Consider the following 22,695-nt stretch of genomic DNA (forward strand, 5'->3'; position numbering starts at 1 on the left):
GAATGAACCTTGACCGATTGGGTAGATGAGGAAGACTGCTGTTGCTGCTGCTACTGGTGCTGAGTAAGCTACACAGATCCAAGGACGCATTCCGAGGCGGTAGGATAGTTCCCATTCACGTCCCATGTAGCAGAAGATGCCGATGAGGAAGTGGAATACTACTAGTTGGTAAGGACCACCGTTGTACAACCACTCGTCTAAGGATGCTGCTTCCCAGATTGGGTAGAAGTGAAGTCCGATTGCGTTGGATGAAGGAATAACTGCACCGGAGATGATGTTGTTTCCGAACATTAATGAACCTGCGACTGGTTCGCGGATGCCGTCGATGTCTACAGGAGGAGCGGCGATGAAGGCGATGATGAAACAGATGGTAGCGGATAGTAATGTAGGAACCATCAGTACTCCGAACCAACCAACATAAATGCGGTTCTCGGTGGAGGTGATCCAGCTACAGAAGCGATCCCAGGTATTTTCGCTCTGGGTGCGTTGTAAGGTTGTGGTCATTGGTTTATGATTGCTGTTTGTTCTTTGGTAAGAACGGGATGTTTTTTATGTATGTACCTAATTTAACCTGATTGTTAACCTTTGTAAAGTTTTCTCAGTTTTGTAGAGCTGATGAATGCCATCAGCTTTGCTTATATACCAACTGCTACATCGATTAGGATATATTAGTCCGCGAAGGCGGACTTTGCATTCCGAGCGGCGATTTCAATCGCTGTCCTAATCGCCTTAGCGGTTGCTATATCTAAATAATCAGACTTATTTTAAAATTGCCTCGATATCTTTGGCGATATCTTTTGGTTCGGCATTCGAGCCATAGCGTTTGACCACATTGCCACTACCGTCAACCAAAAACTTGGTGAAATTCCATTTAATCCCCTCAGTCCCAAAGATTCCTGGTGCTGCTTTGACTAAATGTTTGAATAGTGGATGGGCATTATCGCCATTGACATCAACCTTTTCAAACAGTGGGAAAGACACCCCAAATCGTTTCTCGCAAAAAGACTGAATCTCAGTTGCGCTACCTGGCTCTTGTTGTCCGAATTGATTGCAGGGAAACCCTAGTACTGCGAATCCTTTGCTGGCATAATTGTCTTGTAATGCTTGCAAACCCTTATACTGCGGTGTAAAACCACACGCGCTGGCGGTATTGACGATGAGTAAAACCTTGTCTCGATAAGTACTCATTTCGATGGGTTGACCTTCGATACTGGTAGCCGAAAAGTCGTAAACTGTTGATGACATAAAGATTTTCTTACTTTGTAGATCCTAATCTATTTATTATTAGTCAACTACTCAGAACTTGCTAGGGGATAGATTGGCTCATCCCCTTGATGAGGGGAGGTTGGGAGGGTAAAATCGAGCAATTAGTATGTGATGAAGCGACTTTTAATTTTAGGTGGAACTGGGGATGCGGTAAGATTAGCCAGTCTGGCGATCGATTTACCTGGATTAGCAGTGATTACCAGTCTCGCAGGGAGAACTATCGCACCGAAAGCTTTAGCGGGTGCAGTGCGGATTGGTGGTTTTGGTGGTGAGGTTAGTTTGGTAGAATACTTGCAAACTGAGAACATCGATTTACTAATTGATGCTACCCATCCGTTTGCGGCGCGGATTTCTGGGAATGCGGCTGGTGCGGCGACGAGGGTGGGAATTCCTCGATTGATGTTAATTCGTCCTGGATGGGTGAGATCTGATCTAGATGATTGGATTGAGGTTGAGAGTGTTGAGGCGGCTGTGGGGGCGATTCCAACTAGGGTGGAGCGAATATTTTTGACGATCGGCAGGCAGCAATTAGCACCTTTTGCTAGTCTGGCGGATAAATGGTGTTTGATGCGATCGATCGATCCTCCCGATCCTATTATCCCATTACCTCCAGGTGAGTTATTACTCGATCGCGGGCCGTTTAGTCTAGAGCAAGAACTGCAATTACTTAGAGATTATCGGATTCAGGCGATCGTTAGTAAGAATAGTGGTGGTGATGCTACTTATGCCAAAATTATCGCTGCTCGTGAGTTGGGTTTACCTGTGATTATGGTACAACGTTCGATCGTTCCTGAAGGCGATCGAGTTGGGGATGTTTTGGGTGCGATGAAATGGTTGAGGGAAAGAAACAGTAACCTTATGCGAAGCTAGGGAGTCCTTGCCGTCTACGGCGGGGAGTATGTCAACTCATATCCATTCTCTAGTCGGGTAGGGTAGGGGTAATTCATGAATTACCCCTACCCTGATGAGAGACTACTCTTGACTATAGGCATCCATCGGTAGACAAGAACAGACCAAATTCCTGTCCCCATAAGCTTGATCGATCCGACCAACTGCTGGCCAGAACTTGTAATCCTGCAACCCAGCCACAGGAAACACCGCTTGCTCCCGACTGTAGGGACGATCCCAATTAGGATCGACTAGATCGACGATCGTGTGTGGGGCATTTTTCAGGGCGTTATTTTGTTTATCCACATTACCGATTTCGATTTCGCGGATTTCTTCACGGATGGCGATCATGGCATCGCAAAAGCGATCGAGTTCGGCAAGGGATTCGCTTTCTGTGGGTTCGACCATCACCGTTCCGGCAACTGGCCAGGATACAGTGGGGGGATGGAAACCATAGTCGATCAGGCGTTTGGCGATATCATCGACTTCGATTTCGGCGGTCTTTTTGAACTCGCGGAGGTCGAGGATGCACTCGTGAGCAACGAAGCCGTTGGTACCTTTATAGAGGACGGCGTAGTGATTTTCTAGCCGTTTGGCGATGTAGTTGGCACTGAGGATGGCAACTTCGGTGGCTAGTTTCAGTCCCGCTCCACCCATCAGGGCGATGTAGACCCAGGAAATCGGTAAAATGCTCGCGCTACTCCAAGGGGCGGCGGAGACTGCGCCGATGCCTTGTTTGCCGCCCATTGCGATGACTTTGTGCGTGGGGAGATAGGGGGCGAGATGTGCCATTACGCCGATCGGTCCCATGCCAGGGCCGCCACCACCGTGGGGGATGCAGAAGGTTTTGTGGAGGTTGAGGTGACAGACATCGGCACCGAAGTCGCCAGGACGACACAAACCGACTTGGGCGTTGAGATTGGCTCCATCCATGTAGACTTGTCCGCCGTGTTCGTGAACGATCGAGCAGATCTCGACAATTCCCGCTTCAAATACGCCGTGGGTAGAGGGATACGTGACCATTAGGGCGGCTAATTTGTCCGCATGTTTGGTGGCTTTGGCACGGAGATCTTCTACGTCGATGTTACCATCATTATCGCAGGCGATCGGGACTACTTGCATTCCAGCCATAACTGCGCTGGCAGGGTTGGTACCGTGGGCGGATTGAGGGATCAGGCAGACATTTCGATCGATATCGCCGCGCTGTTGGTGATATTCACGGATTACTAAGAGTCCAGCATATTCACCTTGGGAACCTGCGTTGGGTTGGAGGGAGATCGCCTCAAAGCCTGTAATTTCGGCTAACCAGCGTTCTAAGTCGTCAAATAAGACTTGATACCCTTGGGCTTGTTCGACGGGTGCGAAGGGGTGAATTTGCCCGAATTCTGCCCAGGTTACGGGTACCATCTCGGAGGTAGCGTTGAGTTTCATCGTGCAGGAACCGAGGGGAATCATCGCTTGGGCGAGGGATAAATCCTTTGATTGCAAGCGAGTGATATAACGCAGTAGCTCGGTTTCAGAGTGATAATTTTTAAAAACTGGGTGAGTGAGGTACTCGGAGGTGCGGGCTAAGGTTGAGGTGTGGATGGTGGATTTGGGGCTACTAGCTTCGATTTCGGAGAAGGTGAAATCGGGTGCTTTATCTCCATCAAAAATCCGCCATAAGTCCATTACATCTGCGGGTGTGGTGGTTTCATCTAGGGAGATACCAACGCTATTTAGATCGATCGATCTCAAGTTAATTTGTTGAGATTTTGCTCGTTCTAAGATTTCAGCAGCATTTCCAGTTACTTTTACTTGGAGGGTGTCGAAATAGGGTGCGTCGCCGATCGAGTAACCTAGTTTAATTAATCCAGTAGCGAGGGTAGTAGTGAGAGTATGAATACGGGATGCGATCGATTTCAAACCTTCGGCACCATGATAAACCGCGTACATCCCTGCCATAATTGCCAAGAGGACTTGGGCTGTACAAATATTGCTCGTTGCTTTATCGCGGCGGATATGTTGTTCGCGAGTTTGGAGTGCCAAACGGAGGGCAGTTTTACCGCGTTTGTCTTTTGATACGCCAACTAATCGCCCAGGGATTTGGCGTTTGTAAGCATCTTTGGTCGCAAAGTAGGCAGCATGAGGGCCACCATAACCTAATGGTACCCCGAAACGTTGCGTATTTCCGACGACGATATCTGCGCCGAATTCTCCAGGTGGCTTTAATAGGGTGAGGCTGAGTAAATCGGCGGCGACGGTGACAATTGCGCCTGCTTTGTGGGCTTTTTCGACAACTTCTTGATAATCATAAACCGACCCGTCGGTAGCAGGATATTGTAATAACATCCCAAATATTTCTTGGCTGAAATCGAGCGTTTGATGATTACCAACTACGACTTCAATACCTAATGGAATGGCACGGGTTTTAATTACGTCGATCGTTTGGGGATGGCAAGCTTCGGATACCCAGAAAGTATTAAATTTCGTCTTCTGAATGCCATAACTCATGCTCATGGCTTCTGCTGCTGCGGTGCCTTCATCGAGCAGAGAGGCATTAGCGATCGCCATCCCTGTCAGATCCATAATTACAGTCTGATAATTGAGTAAAGCTTCGAGTCTCCCTTGCGAAATTTCAGGTTGATAGGGCGTATATTGAGTATACCAACCAGGATTTTCGAGAATATTTCTTTGAATAACTGTGGGCGTAATGCAATTGGCATAGCCCATCCCAATATAGGAACGGAAAATTTGATTTTTACTGGCAATTTGTTTGAGCTTATTTAAGACAGTATATTCGCTCTGAACTATTTCGATCGCTAAAGGTTGCTTCAATTGAATCGCCGCTGGTACCGTGCGATCGATCAGCTCGTCCAAACTGGCTACGCCCAATACCCGCAACATCTTATCGATATCTGCTGGTTGTGGCCCAATATGCCGCCCAATAAATTCACCATCCGCCCAGGGGTTGGCGGTAGTACTAGAGATATTAGCTGCATTAGCAAGCCGAGATAAAGATTGCGTCATAGAGATCGAAGTAGTGAGGAATACTGTACTTAAATTTAATAGATCTGGCTAAGTTTGGGTATTGGGAATCGATTATTTGAGCAACTTGGCTCAGTCACCATTGCCAAATTTTGCATTGAAGGTGTTGCTGGTGGGATCTGGGTGTGTGTTTTTTACTCCATTATGCCCCAACTCCCCTACACCCCAACTCCCCTACCCTCTTCTTTAAGTGTTCCCTATGCACCTTCGACTTTAACGCGATATTCAGTCGCCGAGAATGTGCCTTCAAGTTTGCTGGCATCATCCACTTGAACTTCGATCAGCCATCCAGCGGTATAGGGATCTGTACTAATCATTTCTGGTGTATCGATCGCGGCATCATTGCGTTTGATTACTTTGCCACTAACTGGTGCTTTAAGATCTTCTACCGCTTTGACAGACTCGATCGATCCAAAGGCACTACCCTTGGTAATCGTGTCACCAATCTCAGGTAATTCGACAAATACAATATCCCCCAATTGATCCACTGCAAAGGCACTCACGCCGATTTTGGCGATGTCTGCGGTTAATTCTACGTACTCGTGTGAGTCTGTATAACGTAAATTTTCGGGATACTCAAAGCTCATATGGCGTTCTCTTATTATCTTCTGCTCTAGCATAGCGATTTTTGCGCCATTCGCGCGATCGATCGGGAATGAGGATTGAATAACTTACAATTTCTCCTTTTGTAGGGGCAATGTCTTGATTTGCTAACCGTCGGGAAACCAGGGCGTGTGCGAATCGCTGTCTTGTCGGTTTTTTAATTCGGCGGCGTTTTTATTCGGGGGTTCCCCCCGAATAAAAAAATGCCAAGACGAGGGAACCTCCGTTGGCGTAGCCTCTCCGTAGGAGATATAAAACCGCCGCTTCATGAATTGCCCAGACCTTTAGTCGGCACGATGGTAAACATGTAGATTATTAAATTCTCATTCCTAACCAAGGCATCGCCATTAAATGTTACAAAGTGGTGAATACTCACAGATCGATTCTCCCAAGGAGACGCTCCGCGAACGGTGCCCGTGTCTCCAGTGCAATCACCTTGTTTGAGTTTGAAAACGATCCTGACTAGCCTTGCTACAATGAGGGTATGGCGTTAACGTCAGAAAAATGGCGCAAAAACGATTAAAATTACCCCTAACAGAACGTAAATATGGATATCAAAGCGATCGCTACATCTCGTCTAGACTGGACTGGGGATCTTTTGGCGGTTGGGTTTTATGAGGATGCGGTAGAACTGGTAGGCGATCTTGCGGAACTTAATACCAAACTGAGCGGTGTCATCGAGGCATTAATTGCGGAGACTGAGTTCAAAGGTGCTAAATCTAGCAGTGCAGCAACTCGCGTCGGTGTGAATACACCAATTAAGAAAATTGTGTTAGTGGGTTTGGGTAAGGTGGAGGGGATGAAACTAGATACCCTGCGCAAAGCTGGTGCGACAATTGCGCGAATTGCCAAACGGGAGAAAGCGAAAACATTGGGAATTAGTCTCCCTGTCTGGAATGGGGATAGTGCGACAAGTGTGCAAGTAATTAGTGAAGGGTTGCTTTTGGCTCTACATCAAGACAATCGCTTCAAGTCAGAAGTCGAACCAAAACATCAGCTCCATCTGACTGAAGTTCATCTATTAAATGCTGCTGGCAATGATGCGGCAATTAGTAAAGCACAGGCGATTGCTGCTGGTACGATTTTAGCGCGGGAACTGGTAGCTGCGCCTGCGAATGTGGTTACGCCGATGAGTATGGCAGCAACCGCCGAAGAGATGGCTAAAGATTATGGATTCGCGCTGAAAATTCTCGAACAGGCTGAATGCGAAGCGTTGGGGATGGGGGCATTTTTAGGTGTGGCGCAAGCTTCGGAAATGCCACCGAAATTTATCCATCTGACTTATACACCCGCAGGTACGCCACGTCGTAAACTAGCGATCGTCGGTAAAGGCTTAACCTTCGATTCTGGTGGATTGAATATTAAAGGCGTGGGGAGTGGCATCGAAACCATGAAGATGGATATGGGTGGTGCGGCGGCGATGTTTGGGGCGGCTAAAGCCATCGGACAAATCCAGCCAGATGTCGAAGTTCACTTCATTAGTGCGGTGACTGAAAATATGATTAGCGGTCGCGCGATGCACCCTGGGGATATCCTCACGGCTTCAAATGGCAAAACGATCGAAATTAATAATACCGACGCTGAGGGTCGATTAACCCTGGCTGATGCCTTAGTTTATGCGGATAAATTGGGTTTAGATGCGATCGTCGATTTGGCAACGCTTACAGGTGCCTGTATTATTGCCTTGGGCGATGATATTTCTGGCTTGTGGAGTCCAGATCAGTCTTTGGCTGATGGAATTATGGCGGCAGCAGAACTCGCTGGTGAAAATTTCTGGCAAATGCCTCTAGCTGAGAAGTATTTCGACGGGATTAAGTCACCAATCGCCGATCTCAAAAATACTGGCCCGCGCGGTGGTGGTTCGATTACAGCGGCTCTATTCCTCAAGCAGTTTGTTAAAGATACTCCCTGGGCGCATCTAGATGTGGCTGGGCCAGTTTGGAGCGACAAGGAACATGGGGTAAATAATGCTGGTGCGACAGGACATCCAGTCAGAACTTTGGTCAATTGGGTGTTGAGTTAGGTTGTCATCAGTCTGTTGAAACGGACTTGAGCTGTTAGCCTGGGGATTCATCCTTAGGCGGGTACCGAGCGAAGCAAAACATCGTTGAGTGGAGATCCCTGCGTGGATCGAGAAATGAGAAGACAGATCCCCGACTTCTTCGAGAAGTCGGGGATCTAGCGTAATTCTAAAAAGTATATTTAGCTATCTTTCTTACCTGTTGAGGACTTCATTTTGCGATTGAAATATACACCATAACCAAAAGCGACTAAAGAGCCTAAGATAGTAGCTGGTTCGGGAACTGGTGTAACCGCTGAAATAGGTCCTGGACCAGTAATAGTGTTCGTGAAAGTCCCATCCGCACCATTACCGTTACCAGTTGTAACAAAGAAATAATTAGTACCTGTGCTAAGGCTTATGTTGTCAAAACCCGACAACCTGTTTGTGGGTTTATCGTTGTTTGCAACTAGGGCATTAGTTAATGGACTGCCGGAGTCAAAAGCGTTTTGATAAAGAACGGTAAAGTTATTCCAACTTGTAGTCGTGCTCAGAAAATCATAGGGACCGCTAGCACCAACAGTAAACTCGAACACGTTATATGGAACGGCTGTTGCTGTGCTGTTGAGGACTGTAGGCGGATCTGGTTAGGACGGTTCCAGGTTGGACCACCGAAAGTATTTCCACTGTATGTGAGAGTAACAGCCTGAGCACTAGGTGCGATGGGAGACATTATCGCTGTCAATCCCAACGCAAAACTAGCACCAGTGAGGGTGGCTTTATTTGTTGTAAACATAGGTCAATCGGGGGAAGAAATCAATTCCGTTTGACCCTAACACACTAATTTGGAAATGGCAACAATAAAAATATATGCTCGATCGACAGATAAACTAGTATCTTGGTAAACTTGGGTCTACATGGTGACTATAGGCATCAATGCCACCGATAATATTGCTAACTTGGGTGAAGCCTTGAGCGACTAACCACCCGCACATCTGCGCCGATCTCATGCCATGATGACACAGTACCAATGTTTCGATATCTTTATCCAACCGCGTATAAATTTCCGGCGACCAATCGGTGTGTTCGCTCAATGGTAGATTGATAAATCTTGGTAGTGTCACCAGTGCTAATTCTTGCGGTTCTCGCACATCGACAAATTGATACGGCCGATCGTTATCTGCAATTTTTGCAGCTAATTCAGTTACGGTAATTTCAGTAAAAGTCATGAGTTAGAGGGTAGAGGGTAGAGGGTAGGAGGTAGGAATTTAGAGATCGATCTAGAAAATTAACTTTCAACTTTCAACTAATTCAAACCACATCTGGCAAGCTACGCCGCCGAATGTATAGCCATGATAAACCGATCGAGCCGATCCCCATCCCGACTAGACTAATTACTTGTGCCATTTTGAGCGAACCAAACATCAGACTATCTGTGCGCAAGCCTTCTACGCCAAACCTACCGATACTATAAGCAATTAAATACACTAAAAAGATCGAACCAGTTTTGAAGCGATGGTGACGATTATCATCGATAAAAAACCACATTAAGACTGCAAATACTAGTAAATTCCACAAAGATTCATATAAGAAGGTTGGATGAAAGTATTCAGAATTCAGATATTCAAATGGACGACGATCTCTAGGGATAAATAACTTCCAGGGTAAGTCTGTCGGACTGCCAAAAGCTTCTGAATTAAAGAAATTACCCCACCTACCGATCGCTTGTCCTAGAGCTACAGATGGCGCGATAATATCGGCTAATTGCCAGAAGGAAACCTGCTTGAGTTTTGCGAAAATAATTGCTGCGATCGATCCACCAATAATCGCACCATGAATGGCAATACCGCCCTCCCAAATTTTGACAATATCTTCGGGATGTTGGGAGTAGGTTTGCCATTGAAAGAGGACATAATATAACCGTGCGGCGGGAATCGCACCCAATACCAACCAAATTGCTAAGTCGGCGACAGATTCGGGATCTATCTTGCGCGATTTTGCCAACCGCATGGATAAATTCACCCCAATTAATACCGCTGTAGCAATTAACAACCCGTACCACTTCAACCGGAAATTTCCCAAATGAAAAATCTCTTCTCCTGGCGACATAAATTGGACGGCAAGTACCGATCTCGTCGAATAAAAATGACTGGTAATTAGTGTAGATAAGGTGTCGAAATCTAACAAAGGAAATTGCATAGTGGAAAACAAAGTATACTAAGCTGGCAGAGACTTAAGTACCGAAATCTGCTAGTTATAACCAAGGTTAAGGATTTGGGGATTGGGGATTGGGTATTAGCAATAGGATAAAACCTCACACCTAACAGCTAAAACTTAACACCTCCCCCACTAAAAACATATAACTAGCAACTTGGGTTAAATACCGAAATCTGCTAATAGCCGATCTAGATTATCTTCACGATCGGAATCGTCAATTTCTGCATCCCTGCTGGTGCCAATTGGATGTTGAGAATCGGCATCAATCCCGATATGTTCGGGCACAAATTTGTCCCACTGTGCTGAATAATCGACTGATTCGACGATCGGACGAGGAATCATCGGCTTTAATTCGATCGGATGGAGATGCTGTCGGACTGAGTTTTTTCCCCAAATAGACATTGTTGATGCTGGCGGTTGCGGTAAGATCGATGCGAGGATCGATTCTTCATCTTCAATCCATTCTTCCCAAACTGTACCAGCTTCATCGATCGACAAGTCGATGTCATCGTCAATATCAGCGTTGTGAGGGAGTAATTCGGTATTAATATTATTCGTGACGATCGGTGGCGATTGTTGTTGTTTAGAAACCTTACAATGCTCCGGTAAATTGGTAGGTTTGCAATTTTTAATGGGAGCCTCCTGACCACCGCTCGAAATAATTTCAGCCGAGGTGTTCGATCCCTGCTCTTGGCTGATAGAATTCTGCGGGGATTGAGACAATGATGTCCTTAAAAAGTCTAAATTTAAGCGATCCGTGCTGACGATCTCCACTGCGCTCGATGTTGGTAAGAGAACTGTCACAATTGCTTTAATTCGATCTAAATAATCTTGTACGATTCGATAATCGGCAGCAACTCGAGCGATATGTAATTGTTGCAGCTCGAGATAAATACTGCTATCGATCGTGGCATCCTTGCCTACTTCATTCTGGATTTTCCCCGTCAGTAAATTAATTTTAGTACGGAGATATTCATTCCCAGCAGCATCACTACTCGCCCTCGAATTGTCAGTCATCCGAGTCGTGACATCCAATTCCATCGGCTCGCGCAGAATCGCTAAAGCTTCCTGAATTTGTCCAGCGTGCAGTTTTTGTCGGAATTCTTCGCAGGAAATCATTTGACCTCCTGCAAAAGTAAAAAGATAATCATTGTTAGTGTTGTGTGTATCAAAAATTGACCTTACCCCATCCCCTAGTTTTGGGACAATAGCAGGAGTCACCAGTGACTAGTCAGATCGTAGCTCAGTTCTGCCAGCATCGATCGAAGTAATGGCAAGCTTAGACCAATTACGTTGCTATGGCAACCGTCAATTTTGTCAATGAAGGCACTTCCTTTGCCTTCGAGGGCAAAACCCCCCGCACAGACTAACGGTTCGCCAGTGGCGATATAAGCCTGAATCTGAGCATCTGAAACTCGACCGAAATAAACCTCTGTAATTCCACAGCGGACGACTTGGCGATATTGACTTTGGTCGATTAAGGCGTGACCAGTATACAGCTTACCGCGACCGCCGCGCATTTGTTGCCAGCGCGTAAATGCTTCGGCAGGATCTCGCGGTTTGCCATGAATTTCGCCATTAACAACTAGTACCGAATCACAACCTAAGACGAGGGAATCGTTAACTTGATTCAATACCACTTCGGCTTTGCGCTGTGCTAATGTCTCGACTAAGGCGATCGGGTCTGTCAGTTGAATCTGCGATTCGTCAAAGTGACTGACACAGACGAGAGGATTAATCCCGACACTCTGGAGCAATCGTCTGCGGGCGGGGGAAGCCGAAGCCAAGACAAAGTTAATAGTCATAGTTGAGTGGCTATCTACGCAACACTAAAGGAATTGATGACTTCATCGAAGACCTTTTTCATTTTCGCCCACCGTCGATCGGTAGTAGAAGCGTTGAAGGTGAATAATTTACCACGACTGACGACGACACTAGCGATATTATGTCGATGAGCGTTGGGTAGTTTGACATCATATTCGAGGATATAGTAAGTTTTGCCTTTAACTTCATTAGTCTCAGCACTAATCAACTCAGCTTCTCGTCCCGATCCTGGGGGTGCGATCGCGTTTTTACCCAATTTATAACCGACATCGGAAGCAGTTCCTAGATCGCTTAATTTTTTATCTTTATCTACCTGACTGATTACGACGCTGACATTTTCGCTAGATTCGATCAAGTCATGGAAGATAATATCTGCACCCTTGGTAGTTTTGACCGCAACCCAGCCATTGGGATAGAGAAATTTATAGCTATCTCCAGTATCAATATAGGCTTGAAGTCCCGCTGCTTGGACGGGAGCGACATTAATTTGTAATATTATTGCCAGTGCCACGAATAATGACACGGTAGCTTTTTTCCACATGAGGGTTTTAATTATAATAGCGATGCTTATCGGTAATAATTATAGACGCTTAGGGCGATCGAGGTTATTTGGTTAGTTATTGTACTCAGCACAAGCGGCAAACGATACATAGTGGGTTTCGATTTTTCTAGCGGTAGGGTGCGTTACACTGACGCTAACACACCCTACGAGAGAAATTTTTGGTTTCCAAGGGCAGGCTGCTAGTACTAGTTCCCAACCGTTTCCCTCTAACCTCTACCAACAATTATTGCCATTCTTGCAATCGATCGAGCCAGTGTTGTAGTGCCCGTTCGATCTGTTCTTTGCGTCGCTCGAAATTGGCGGCAAGGGTAATAATTAGCACCCCAGCCAATAATCCAATCGCCCATTTGGTAATTGGATACTCGGTAATTAGCACTAGTAATTGATAAGCATTCGTCAATAGAAATGTAATCGTCCCCACGTACAACCAAGCTCGTACCCGCAGTAACAGCCCCACGATCGCGATCGCCAGTCCGATCCCGATTGGTAGCCAGGGTTGATGCCAAAGCAGTGCTGTCACGGCGATCGTGCTACTACCTAGCAGTCTACCCGCGTGACGATTTTGTTTGGAAGTCTGCCAATAAGGGTCCCACTGTACCGCCGCCAAAATTGATAAACCTACCAACGCCGCATACCATAGCGGACTCGTTAATTGATACTGGAATAGCAGCCGCATCCCCGCCCAGTTGACAAACACCAGACTCAGATACGCCCAGCTAAACTGCCGTTGTCGTCGCGCCACACCTGCATAAAAGACGGCTATAACTACCAAATTGAGCAGCGAAATCCGATCCCACTCAAAGACTACCCGCGAGAGTGGTAATACTAGTGCAACCAGTCGCCACGGGCGATCGTGCCAACCCCACGATCGCCAGGGAGCCAATAATACCAACAGTCCCACCACACAAGCGATTAAAATTAAACCCTCATCAACTATCCCCAGATTCTGGAAGATCGATCGAGCGTAGACTCCGACTCCTAATAGCTCCGCCAAACCCAGATAAATCCACCAGTCACCACCATCTTTATCTCGTGCTTGAATTAAGGCATAGCCGCCTAGTAGCACGCTGATAAATAGATGCAGCAGCGTCAACTTTGGTAGCGGAATAGCAGGCATTGTCGCCGCTGCGATCTTCCAGGTACTAGCTACCGCCCAGTGAGTGTGGGCGACATTTTTCAAATCTTTGAGTGGAAAATCCCCCCACCGATCGTGTTGGTGTTGCGATCTCCACCACACTCCCAACCGATAACCCACTGCGAGTACTGCTGTGACAAACCCATAAACAGTCAAAGCATCGGCAATATTACCACCAGATGGAGCTTGAGAGATCGAATAGGTAACTAATTCGTAGCAGCCCAATGTCACCAACAGCATTCCGCCATAACCGATCGATTTATGACTAAATCTTCGACTAGTTAATATGCCAATTATGCCTACGGAGATCGTTAGCAACCCAGTATAAGCAGTAAAAAATGGCAGTCGCAGCAATAGCCCCCAACCAGCCACCAAACAAGGTAATAACTTTGATTCTAGCCGTTGCTGATGTGCCCCGCTCCCCCATCTCCACATCCACAACGGAAACGCCAACAACACATTCGCCGTCGCCAAAACTAAGGTATTGCCACCCAATAAGTGAACCAGCGCGGCTAAAGCGATTTGCAGTGCCCAACTCAATCCCCAAAACCATATCCATTCAGGTAAAGATGAATTGCGCCAACGCGATCGATAGATTGTTGCTGCTACCAAAATTCCGGTAGCTAATAAGGTTGTCAAATGAATGCTCTGGAACCACTGAGTAGATCCAGCTTCTAAGATATCTGGAAGGCTTTCCAGTCCCTGTAAACCGCTGACAATAGCAAATTTGGTGGTCAGCCAGTTAAGATCGTTGTAGGCGTAATTTATCGACCCGATCGAGAGTCCCAATCCTGCTAAACCGATCGCCCATCGATCGGTCGCAACGGCATAAATTTGAGGTAGTTTTCTACTCACAAACCATAGTCCGCCACAGGTGAGTGCGCCGATTACCAGCCAGTAATTCGGGGCAATCTGCCCTGCGAGTAAGTTAACTCCCAATCCCAATCCAAACCCAATGTGAATCGATGCAGGGAGGATCTGTTTCAGTCGTTTGACGATGGGGAACATTAGTCCCACAGCCATAATTAGGATGATATATCGCCATTCAGGTCGATTTACCATCGGCGAGACTCCGCCAACGATCGCTAGCAATAATCCCGCGCCTAAACCTGCGATTGCATACCAAGCAGCATCAGGTTGTTTGGCGAGTTGCCAAGGCTGTACTGGCGGCTTGCGGACAGCGACATAGGTAAAGGAGATCGGGACGATTGACCACCAAATTGGCGAAGTTGTCTGAGCGACAGGAAATGTTGATAGGATTGCAAAACAGCCATAGGCAAACATTGCCAATCCCAACCCGATATTCCAACTGCTACGTTGCCAACCATCCGATCCACGTCGAACGGGTTGCGCTGACAGCCACAGTTCGATCGTGGTTAACACGCTAAATGTGACAGCTAATATTGTCAGATCTACCACTGGGAAATTATTACTACCAGCGACGCTGACAAAATTACTGGCGATCGTTGGCAGAGCCTCTCCGATGGAGAATCGACACCAATTCCAGCGATAGGTGAGAGCTGCAAAAATCGTCGCCAAGCTACAGAGGTGAGTGAGGTAAATATAGCTCGATCGAACTGGCATGTAGCGTAGCGTCAAATGTGCCAAAATCGCTGTAGATGCGGACAGATCGAGGAGCAGACTCAACGGGTTAGTGAAATTGACGATCGGCAATAATGCTCCAGTCCACAGGAGAAGAGACTCACCTGTGCGCGCGAGCGAATGCTCTTCTTTGTTCCAGAACCAAGCTGTCAGCCATACCCACGCCACCAAGTAAGGGAAAATTAGGAGCGAACCAGCGATAAAATAGTTCTGACCGAATAACAGTAGTAGCGTGGGTAAAATCTTTGCAAATATTGCCCCAGTAGACAGGGGTGCCCAGAGAAAACTACTGACGATATAGGTTTGCAGTCCAACTAAGAATAAGACGACTACCTCTCGATCCCACCGATCTGCACGTAGACGTTGCCAAATCCAGATTAGTCCCAGACAACTCACACAGAAGGCTTGCCAGGAGCTACCTTTGGGCGTAGATATCAAATCGCCCATACCCATCAACCAACCCAATATGAGCAAACTCGCACCTAGCTGCTGATATAGTCGAGAAATTTCAGTCAGCGGTATTTGATAACGAGCTAACCGCCGCGATGCTCCATAAACAGCACTAAAACGCTGCAATCGAGCCAGTCGGCGGTGTTTTTGGAGACCCCACTGCACGAATAACCAGCCGACAATCCCGATCGCCAAACCAAAGGTATAAACTGGCAAATGAGCGACAAATAAACCCCGTAACAGCAGTATTCCCAACCCATAAATAGCTAGAGAGCCGCCTTCAGCCTGGCGAATTCGTTGAAGAACGATCGCCACCCCGATCGCCCCAATATAAATCGAGATCGTTGACCAGTATGGAATTTGCCAGCCAAGATGAAGAAAACTTAGAACTAGATAAGTTGTGAGTAGCCAGCTAGATTGAGACGCATCGGCACGGCTCGAACCCTGACGAGACTTGAGATAGACGATCGCAGCAAGACCGATTCCCGCCCCGATCGCAATGACAATTTCTAGAGGTTGATGCCACAATCCAAAAGAATCGATCGCCCAAAAGTTGACCGGAATCAATAGCAACGTCACGATCTGTAACGTACTCGCAGTCAACCTTAGCCCCTCCTGTCGTCCCGCCCAACCACCGACTACCCAAAATCCGATCGTATACAGCCAGAGCAAGCCATACTGCCCCCATGCGGGAAATAGCGACCATTGGGTGGCGGCCAAAACTCCAGAGGAGAGCACTACCAAAAATACGCCCAAAAATAGCAACCAGCGCACGCTCAGTTCGTCTCTGAGATTTTTCCAAATCGTGCGGACTGGTGACGCAATTTTTGCAGCAGGTTCGTGCGTAGCTTGAAATTCAGGTTCAGAGACTGCAGCAACCACTTCTGGCAAAGATTGCCAAGGCAGATCTTCGCATAGACAGGTGCTCGCAAGTTGGAGAATTTGCGATCGATCGAGTATTCCCGATCGCGCCAAACGATCTAGGGTAGCTAATAGTTCGGGATCGTTCGGATCGATCTGCAACTCTAGCCAGATTGATTTCACTGATGGCTGGGACATAATTCCTGGGAGGGGTTAGTTCCTATCATCTCCCACTTTCCACGATCGCTCCGACAGCTTGTGACAGTTTGGAAATCGCTCTGGGAGAATTTGTCAAAAATCGGAATTAGTTTCCGGATAGCTGAGTGTAGTCAGTGTAAATAAAAAAACAAACCATTTTGCATCAACGCCACACAAACGCCTCTCTAGATCTCCCCGCCGATTTCCACTATGCTAAAACACCTATCGATCGCCCTGCCATTATTTATTGCGATTTTAAATATAGTGACACCTGCTGGTGCCGAACAAATAGACCGTTCGTATCGCGTTTCGGCTGGAGTATCTAGATCAAAAAATTTAGACACAATCCCATCAGTTACAAATCTCAATCTGATGGTGCCGGTTTCAGCTAGCGAAATAGCTCCAGACAATGATGGAGTGTCTGAGCTGGAAAATCGCGAACAGTCCAACTCGATCGAACCAATCTGGTCGGATTCTAGTCGCAAAAATCGGTCGAAACCAGCGATCGAGAAGCAATCTCATCGCAAACTTAAATCCAGACTGAGGAGTGCAAAAGTTCCCAGTCTTAAGTCTTCCATATTATCATTAGGTGGAGAAGAACAATCTAATCGATCGAAATCGATCTCCAACCGTAAAAACCTAATTGCAACAAATATCAATTCTGCTCCAGCGACGATCGCTAGAACCATTCGGACATTAAAATCTACTTCCAGGCAAAGAATTGCAACAAGATTACCGTTACCTTTAAGTGGTAATTATCTGAGATTAGTTAGAGATCCAAACAAAGGTAATAACGATCGTGGTAATCCCCTGTACACTCTCGAAGCTTATGTAGATGGGCAAATTTATCAAACATTTGATGCGGTATCCGGGACAGCCTCAAGTCAAAATGTCGATCGCAATTTGGGCAACAATATTGCACCTTTGCCAGATGGTTTATATGCTGTCAGCAATCAAATCGTACCTGGCATCGTACCTGAAATCGGCAAAACTTTTATTGGGATTTTTCCTAAATTTGAAACTGGGCGCAACGATCTAGGGATTCATCTCGATCCGAGTTTCAACAAACGGAATGGATACGATGGAACGGCTGGCTGCATTGGGATGACAACTGCTGCCGATCGCGATGCAATTAATGAATTTGTGACTAAATACCACCCACAAAAATTAATCGTCAGAATCGTATCTTCATAAAAATAACAGGTAATTGATACAATCTCGATTGAGAGAACCCAATAACCCTAGATTCAGATCGAAATATTGCTTGGGTCCGTTCTGGCAAAGAGCGATTTGGCACCCAGGCAAACCTCGATCGACAAACGAATAAATCATCCTATTTCTAACTCGATCGAGATGGTAGATAAAGAATTATACTAAAACAGCATTATCTATTAAGATGTATTTTACACAGTATATCTATGCTTCTACTTACCTTTAACAAAAAATACTTCCGTCTCACCCTATTGCTATTTTTTGTCGAAGTATTTATTGCCGTTTTTATAAAGGACACTTTTATTCGTCCTTTTATCGGTGATGTTTTAGTAGTTATTCTGATTTACTGCTTAGTTAAAGCTTTTTGGAATATCCATTCGTCGATCGCGGCTTTATTTATCTTAGCATTTGCTTGCACGATGGAAATTCTTCAGTATTTTAATTTCGTAAGTATTCTAGGGTTGCAAAACAATCGGATCTTAGCAATTGCATTAGGCAGCACATTTGACTGGAATGACATTACTGCTTATACCCTCGGTACCGCAATAGTTTTATGGTTAGAAAATAGACCGAGCAGAAAGTCGCGCTAAATAGATTATTTGTGATACGATCGTGGCAATCATATCTTTATTTATATCGATCAAATTATATGGATCGCTCCAAAATTGTCGCAGTTGTTACAGGCATAATTTCCATCGTATTAGCGATCGCCTACTTATTAATAGTGCAAATTATTGATTTTCGGGGCGAGATGCTTCCTGCGCCCATAGTCGATACGATCTTCTGGACTTCGTGGGCTGGCCTATCCCTAAATCCCCTTATAAAGTAGGGCTGATTGTTCCACCTCTTAGTAAGATGTCCGTTCTTTAGTAAATTCAGCTCGAGCGGCCTCACTTTGATACGTTCAGATATCGACTTTTACTAATTGCAACCAGAGCATAAACTCAGTACCTCGATCGCCACCTGGAGGTGGGCTAGTAACTTCAATCTTACCATGCATGTGTGCGACCAATTCTTTGGCGATCGCGAGTCCTAGTCCAGTTCCCGCGATACTCCCTTCAGCTTGCACACCTCGATAATGACGGGTAAATAATTTTTCTAAATCTTGGGGTGGAATTCCCATTCCAGTATCCCTAATACAGATTTGGAGCCGAGGTTCTTCGCTGTCGATAAGTTCGACATCTACGTCTATTTCTCCGCCTGCGGGAGTATATTTCAGCGCATTATCAATCAGATTGCTCAATACTTCTCGTAAGGCGGCTGGATGAGCTTGAACTAATGGTAAGTCGCGAGGAATATGAGCATAAAAACTTAAATTTCGGTCTTGGGCGATCGCTTCAGCAGATATAATTAATGGATCGAGTACATCTATTAACTGACAATATTCAATCCGAAAAGCAGCTTCAGGAAGTAATAAATTGGCACTGTGGGATTGACTCTCATCCTGACTTGCCGATAATGCTGGGAAGCCCTCAGTATTGACTACGGCTTCAGTTATTAATGGAATATCGATCGCGCTTTCTAGATGGGTTAATAGTTCTTGTAATCGATCGCTTTCTCTGACTATACTACTTGCAAAACCTCGATGTGGATCGTCTGGCTGCAAGCGTTTAATTAATAATTTACCAAATGTCCGAATCGCTGTTAAAGGATTGCGGAGTTGATGCAATAAATTGTGTAAAAGATCTTGTTGCTGAAGTTGCAACTGCTGTTTTTGACGCAGTTCGAGTGCGAGCCAATTACTTCTGCGATCGAGAATACCCGCTAAGGCGATCGTTTGGGCGATATGTTGAATTTCGGTTTGCTCCACTGAATTCCACGGTTGGGTTTCCCGCGTCGTCACCAGCAGCCCTAAAATCGTCCCATCTGATACCAGTGGTAGGAGGATCTGATGACGCTGGTTTTGGGAGTCATCTACATCCCGTTCGGGTGGTTTTGGTGGGGCTAATGTAGCCGTGGAACTATCTTCGCTGGCTAGTTGTCTGGGGACACGATCCGATGATAAACTCGTCGGTCGATCTGGTAATTGATCGACAATCTCCGACCAGACTGCCCCAGTTTCTGGATAAACCACTACGGGTAATAATTTTGACTCCCCACCGCCCTCTAGTTCTTCTGTCATATAAACAATGCTCATACTCGCACCCAAGCCTTCCGCTAGCAGTCGTAACTGTGCGCGACACAAACCCATAAATTCAGAACTCGCAGTGGTGGACACGATTGAGGGGTGTGGGGGTGTGGGGGTGTGGGGGTGTGGGCGTGTGGGCGTGTTAGAGAGTTCATTGCTTTTTTACTCCCCACCTCCCCACCTTCTCTACACTACAAAACTGTAACTAGTAACTTGGGCCATTAAACCATTCTGGCATGATTTCTGCGGTTAGAGGGCGAGCCGTTCGATCGAACTTGGCAATAGGTGCTTAATTATTCAATTAAGTTTGATTAAGAATATTAAATTTTTATAAAACTTATTAATGTCAAATAGATAACAGAACTTTAGTTTTTCTTTATATTGGTGGGTTTGGGCAGATGAGGAGGGTATTTACCTGGGGGTTGAGTTTTTGGGATGAAGCGGATAGAATAGCGACGGCTTTTGTAACAGACATTACATCTGTGTGAACCCAAAGAGGAGGTAAGGCTGTTGGCTAGAAGACGTAAACGGAAGAGTCGGAGACGGCAAGAAGGGCGGAGAATTTTGGAGCAGGTGCCGCAGTTCAGTATTGAAAGTGGCGAAGATAAACCTGTAACTGCTGCGCGCAATTATATTAAGGCGGAAGGGATTACGCCACCAGCTCTATTGTTGGTTAAACGCAACGAGCATACAACCGATCGTTATTTCTGGGCAGAAAAAGGTCTATTTGGCGCACAATACGTCGAAGAGAACCATTTTCTATTCCCCAGTCTGCGATCATTAGAGCCAGAAACAGAAAGTCAATTAGCGACTGTTGGCAGCAGTACTTACTAATTAAACTGACTTTCTGTTCTAAAATCTCGACTTTAGATAGGCAAGCACTCAAATGCGATCGCATTTGAGTGCTTTTTTATTTTATCTCTTCATGGACACATAATTGCAGTGCGGACTGAAATACTGCCAATTCATCTCGATGACCGCTAATTTTAATCAAAGTGCCAGATAGCGAATCGCTTGGCACTTCTACTTTGAGACGGACTTGTTCGGTGCGTGCCGAGCCTTGCCAATAAAACCAGCCAGCTAATGGTGCAACGATGAGTAACACCAAGAATATATTACCGATATCGGGAAATTGCATCGACAGCACCAACGCCAGACACATGGCACCTATTGCAGCTAAACCAGTCAACAGCACTGCCAAGAAGATGCTAGGACTGACGAAGCCCTCAAAGGTGATAATATCAGTATCTCGATCGACAGCGGCAATTCGGTAAGCTCGATCGGTAAAATAGGCTTGGAGACGCGGCAATAATACTGCTTCAGATTCGCTAGTCTCCAGCACCATTTGCTCGATCCGAGGTTTTGTCGAAGCCCGAATAAAGAAAAACAACCCTACTGCTAAAAGTAGGGTGAGGATGAATGTCGAAGTTAGAACAGGGGTGTTCATTTATTACTTATTACTTATTACTTATTACTTACTTTACTCTCTATCCCCGATCGACACATAAGGCTGCTGATGCAAACCCGTGTAAATTTGAGTAGGACGGAAGATCCGATTTTCTTGGAGTTGTTCGTTCCAATGTGCTAGCCAACCAGCTACTCTGGCGATAGCAAAGACGGGGGTAAATAAGTCTGATGGGATACCCATTTTACGGTAAACCAAGCCAGAATAATAATCAACATTGGGATAAATTCCCCGTGTGCCCAAATACTCTTCTAACACGCTCTCTAATTCTAAAGCCACGTCATAGTAGGGATCGTAGCCAAATTTTGCAAACAGTTGTTCGGCTAAATCTTGGAGAATAATCGCGCGAGGATCTTTGACTCCCTTGTAAACGCGATGCCCGAATCCCATAAACTTATACTTGGGATCTGAGGCTAAACACTTCTCGACATAAGGACGCACATTAGCGACAGAACCAATCTCTTTTAACATGGTAATAACTTCCTCATTCGCACCACCATGTAGAGGGCCTGCTAATGTACCTACAGACGAAGCAATCACTGTGTAGGGATCTGCCAAAGTAGAAGCTGTCACCCGTGCAGAGAAGGTAGAAGCATTCATCGTGTGCTCTGCGTGGAGAATTAAGCAGACATCCATGATCTTTGCCATCAGCGGATCTGGCTCTTTCTCTGTCAACATGTACAGAAAATTAGCAGCATAATCTAAATCGTCGCGAGGTAAAACGGGATTGTTGCCCTTGCGCATCAGTTGAAATGCGGCTACCATCGTCGGAATTTTTGCCAGCAACCTAATTACGGCTTGACGAATATAGTTGGGATCGTTGACGATGTGACGGGAGTAAAATAGTCCCAAAGCGGCTGCGGACGCTTGGAGTGCGTCCATCGGATGTCCGGTTTCAGGGAAACATTTCATCATGTCTTCGATCCGATACTTAATCCGCCGATGGGAATAAATATCTTTAGAAAACGCGCTGAGTTCGGTATCGGTTGGTAATCTTCCCCAGATTAATAAGAACGCTGTTTCAAGAAAGTTACCATGTGTAGCAAGTAATTGGATCGGAATACTGCGATATTCTAAAACGCCTTCTTTTTCACCAAGATCGTTTGTTTGGATACCCACATAACTGATGCTCGATTTGGCAGCGGGAACGCCTTCTAATCCAGGTCTGTATTCAGGTTTGCGATCGCCTTCTGTCATAACGATTATGAATTAGTTAGTACTAGTAATCATAGCTTGTTAGGGGATAGGGTAAAGGGTA

18 protein-coding genes and 1 pseudogene are annotated in these 22,695 nt (G+C 46.0%); 5 read left to right on the forward strand and 14 right to left on the reverse strand.

Annotation, left to right across the window (positions count from 1 at the left end):
- Together RMO55_RS01960 and RMO55_RS01965 are read right to left on the reverse strand one after the other, a co-directional pair.
- Window positions 1-504: pseudogene (locus tag RMO55_RS01960) on the reverse strand (photosystem II q(b) protein); the annotation flags it as partial.
- Between the two features lie 255 nt (window positions 505-759).
- The gene (locus tag RMO55_RS01965) at window positions 760-1,245 is read right to left on the reverse strand and encodes a glutathione peroxidase (protein ID WP_310422680.1); all 486 of its coding nucleotides are present in this window, start codon (window positions 1,243-1,245) and stop codon (window positions 760-762) included.
- Between the two features lie 132 nt (window positions 1,246-1,377).
- On the opposite strand from RMO55_RS01965, the gene RMO55_RS01970 reads away from it, so the two are divergent.
- Entirely contained in the window at window positions 1,378-2,136 is a 759-nt protein-coding gene (locus RMO55_RS01970; protein WP_310422683.1) for a cobalt-precorrin-6A reductase, read from the forward strand.
- 102 nt (window positions 2,137-2,238) lie between these two features.
- On the opposite strand, the gene gcvP is transcribed toward RMO55_RS01970, so the two are convergent.
- Complete coding sequence (gene gcvP, locus RMO55_RS01975) at window positions 2,239-5,163, reverse strand: aminomethyl-transferring glycine dehydrogenase (RefSeq protein WP_310422686.1); 2,925 nt, start codon at window positions 5,161-5,163, stop codon at window positions 2,239-2,241.
- Window positions 5,164-5,378: 215 nt separating this feature from the next.
- Entirely contained in the window at window positions 5,379-5,768 is a 390-nt protein-coding gene (gcvH, locus tag RMO55_RS01980; RefSeq protein ID WP_310422688.1) for a glycine cleavage system protein GcvH, read from the reverse strand.
- A gap of 563 nt (window positions 5,769-6,331) precedes the next feature.
- Between gcvH and RMO55_RS01985 the strand changes: the two genes are divergently transcribed.
- The gene (locus RMO55_RS01985) at window positions 6,332-7,807 is read left to right on the forward strand and encodes a leucyl aminopeptidase (RefSeq protein ID WP_310422691.1); all 1,476 of its coding nucleotides are present in this window, start codon (window positions 6,332-6,334) and stop codon (window positions 7,805-7,807) included.
- Between the two features lie 179 nt (window positions 7,808-7,986).
- On the opposite strand, the gene RMO55_RS01990 is transcribed toward RMO55_RS01985, so the two are convergent.
- The 7 genes from RMO55_RS01990 to RMO55_RS02020 form a co-directional block, all read right to left on the reverse strand.
- Window positions 7,987-8,379, reverse strand: coding sequence for a PEP-CTERM sorting domain-containing protein (locus tag RMO55_RS01990; RefSeq protein WP_310422694.1), 393 nt, complete (start codon window positions 8,377-8,379; stop codon window positions 7,987-7,989).
- A gap of 294 nt (window positions 8,380-8,673) precedes the next feature.
- Window positions 8,674-9,012, reverse strand: a complete 339-nt coding sequence (locus RMO55_RS01995; RefSeq protein ID WP_310422697.1) for a rhodanese-like domain-containing protein — start codon at window positions 9,010-9,012, stop codon at window positions 8,674-8,676.
- Window positions 9,013-9,094: 82 nt separating this feature from the next.
- Window positions 9,095-9,892: a prolipoprotein diacylglyceryl transferase gene (lgt, locus tag RMO55_RS02000; protein ID WP_310422781.1), complete on the reverse strand. Its 798-nt coding sequence runs from the start codon at window positions 9,890-9,892 to the stop codon at window positions 9,095-9,097.
- 267 nt (window positions 9,893-10,159) lie between these two features.
- Window positions 10,160-11,119 (reverse strand): hypothetical protein, encoded by a 960-nt coding sequence (locus RMO55_RS02005; RefSeq protein WP_310422700.1) that lies wholly within the window; start codon window positions 11,117-11,119, stop codon window positions 10,160-10,162.
- A gap of 98 nt (window positions 11,120-11,217) precedes the next feature.
- Window positions 11,218-11,805: a nucleoside triphosphate pyrophosphatase gene (locus RMO55_RS02010; protein ID WP_310422703.1), complete on the reverse strand. Its 588-nt coding sequence runs from the start codon at window positions 11,803-11,805 to the stop codon at window positions 11,218-11,220.
- Window positions 11,806-11,819: 14 nt separating this feature from the next.
- On the reverse strand, window positions 11,820-12,365 hold the full coding sequence (gene psbP, locus RMO55_RS02015; protein ID WP_310422706.1) for a photosystem II reaction center PsbP: 546 nt from the start codon (window positions 12,363-12,365) through the stop codon (window positions 11,820-11,822).
- Window positions 12,366-12,609: 244 nt separating this feature from the next.
- Window positions 12,610-16,632: a hypothetical protein gene (locus RMO55_RS02020; protein WP_310422709.1), complete on the reverse strand. Its 4,023-nt coding sequence runs from the start codon at window positions 16,630-16,632 to the stop codon at window positions 12,610-12,612.
- Between the two features lie 210 nt (window positions 16,633-16,842).
- Here RMO55_RS02020 and RMO55_RS02025 point away from each other — a divergent pair, with 210 nt between their 5' ends.
- Complete coding sequence (locus tag RMO55_RS02025; RefSeq protein ID WP_310422712.1) at window positions 16,843-17,826, forward strand: hypothetical protein; 984 nt, start codon at window positions 16,843-16,845, stop codon at window positions 17,824-17,826.
- A 224-nt stretch (window positions 17,827-18,050) separates the two neighbouring features.
- Window positions 18,051-18,434 (forward strand): DUF2809 domain-containing protein, encoded by a 384-nt coding sequence (locus RMO55_RS02030; protein ID WP_310422715.1) that lies wholly within the window; start codon window positions 18,051-18,053, stop codon window positions 18,432-18,434.
- A 314-nt stretch (window positions 18,435-18,748) separates the two neighbouring features.
- On the opposite strand, the gene RMO55_RS02035 is transcribed toward RMO55_RS02030, so the two are convergent.
- Window positions 18,749-20,062, reverse strand: a complete 1,314-nt coding sequence (locus RMO55_RS02035; RefSeq protein WP_310422718.1) for a GAF domain-containing sensor histidine kinase — start codon at window positions 20,060-20,062, stop codon at window positions 18,749-18,751.
- A gap of 420 nt (window positions 20,063-20,482) precedes the next feature.
- On the opposite strand from RMO55_RS02035, the gene RMO55_RS02040 reads away from it, so the two are divergent.
- Window positions 20,483-20,806, forward strand: coding sequence for a DUF3155 domain-containing protein (locus RMO55_RS02040; protein ID WP_310422721.1), 324 nt, complete (start codon window positions 20,483-20,485; stop codon window positions 20,804-20,806).
- A gap of 76 nt (window positions 20,807-20,882) precedes the next feature.
- Here the strand turns inward: RMO55_RS02040 and RMO55_RS02045 are convergent, their stop codons facing one another.
- Window positions 20,883-21,419: a cofactor assembly of complex C subunit B gene (locus RMO55_RS02045; RefSeq protein WP_310422724.1), complete on the reverse strand. Its 537-nt coding sequence runs from the start codon at window positions 21,417-21,419 to the stop codon at window positions 20,883-20,885.
- Window positions 21,420-21,452: 33 nt separating this feature from the next.
- Window positions 21,453-22,634: a citrate synthase gene (locus RMO55_RS02050; protein ID WP_310422727.1), complete on the reverse strand. Its 1,182-nt coding sequence runs from the start codon at window positions 22,632-22,634 to the stop codon at window positions 21,453-21,455.
- Window positions 22,635-22,695: the final 61 nt, after the last annotated feature.

This window comes from Chamaesiphon sp. VAR_48_metabat_135_sub (assembly GCF_031418915.1).
Classification (GTDB): domain Bacteria; phylum Cyanobacteriota; class Cyanobacteriia; order Cyanobacteriales; family Chamaesiphonaceae; genus Chamaesiphon.

Excerpts from the sequence above, each read along its gene's own strand:
- RMO55_RS01965 (WP_310422680.1), bottom strand. The coding sequence starts at position 1,245 with ATGTCATCAACAGTTTACGACTTTTCGGCTACCAGTATCGAAGGTCAA.
- RMO55_RS01970 (WP_310422683.1), top strand. The coding sequence starts at position 1,378 with ATGAAGCGACTTTTAATTTTAGGTGGAACTGGGGATGCGGTAAGATTA.
- gcvP (WP_310422686.1), bottom strand. The coding sequence starts at position 5,163 with ATGACGCAATCTTTATCTCGGCTTGCTAATGCAGCTAATATCTCTAGT.
- gcvH (WP_310422688.1), bottom strand. The coding sequence starts at position 5,768 with ATGAGCTTTGAGTATCCCGAAAATTTACGTTATACAGACTCACACGAG.
- RMO55_RS01985 (WP_310422691.1), top strand. The coding sequence starts at position 6,332 with ATGGATATCAAAGCGATCGCTACATCTCGTCTAGACTGGACTGGGGAT.
- RMO55_RS01995 (WP_310422697.1), bottom strand. The coding sequence starts at position 9,012 with ATGACTTTTACTGAAATTACCGTAACTGAATTAGCTGCAAAAATTGCA.
- lgt (WP_310422781.1), bottom strand. The coding sequence starts at position 9,892 with ATGTCGCCAGGAGAAGAGATTTTTCATTTGGGAAATTTCCGGTTGAAG.
- RMO55_RS02005 (WP_310422700.1), bottom strand. The coding sequence starts at position 11,119 with ATGATTTCCTGCGAAGAATTCCGACAAAAACTGCACGCTGGACAAATT.
- RMO55_RS02010 (WP_310422703.1), bottom strand. The coding sequence starts at position 11,805 with ATGACTATTAACTTTGTCTTGGCTTCGGCTTCCCCCGCCCGCAGACGA.
- psbP (WP_310422706.1), bottom strand. The coding sequence starts at position 12,365 with ATGTGGAAAAAAGCTACCGTGTCATTATTCGTGGCACTGGCAATAATA.
- RMO55_RS02020 (WP_310422709.1), bottom strand. The coding sequence starts at position 16,632 with ATGTCCCAGCCATCAGTGAAATCAATCTGGCTAGAGTTGCAGATCGAT.
- RMO55_RS02025 (WP_310422712.1), top strand. The coding sequence starts at position 16,843 with ATGCTAAAACACCTATCGATCGCCCTGCCATTATTTATTGCGATTTTA.
- RMO55_RS02030 (WP_310422715.1), top strand. The coding sequence starts at position 18,051 with ATGCTTCTACTTACCTTTAACAAAAAATACTTCCGTCTCACCCTATTG.
- RMO55_RS02045 (WP_310422724.1), bottom strand. The coding sequence starts at position 21,419 with ATGAACACCCCTGTTCTAACTTCGACATTCATCCTCACCCTACTTTTA.
- RMO55_RS02050 (WP_310422727.1), bottom strand. The coding sequence starts at position 22,634 with ATGACAGAAGGCGATCGCAAACCTGAATACAGACCTGGATTAGAAGGC.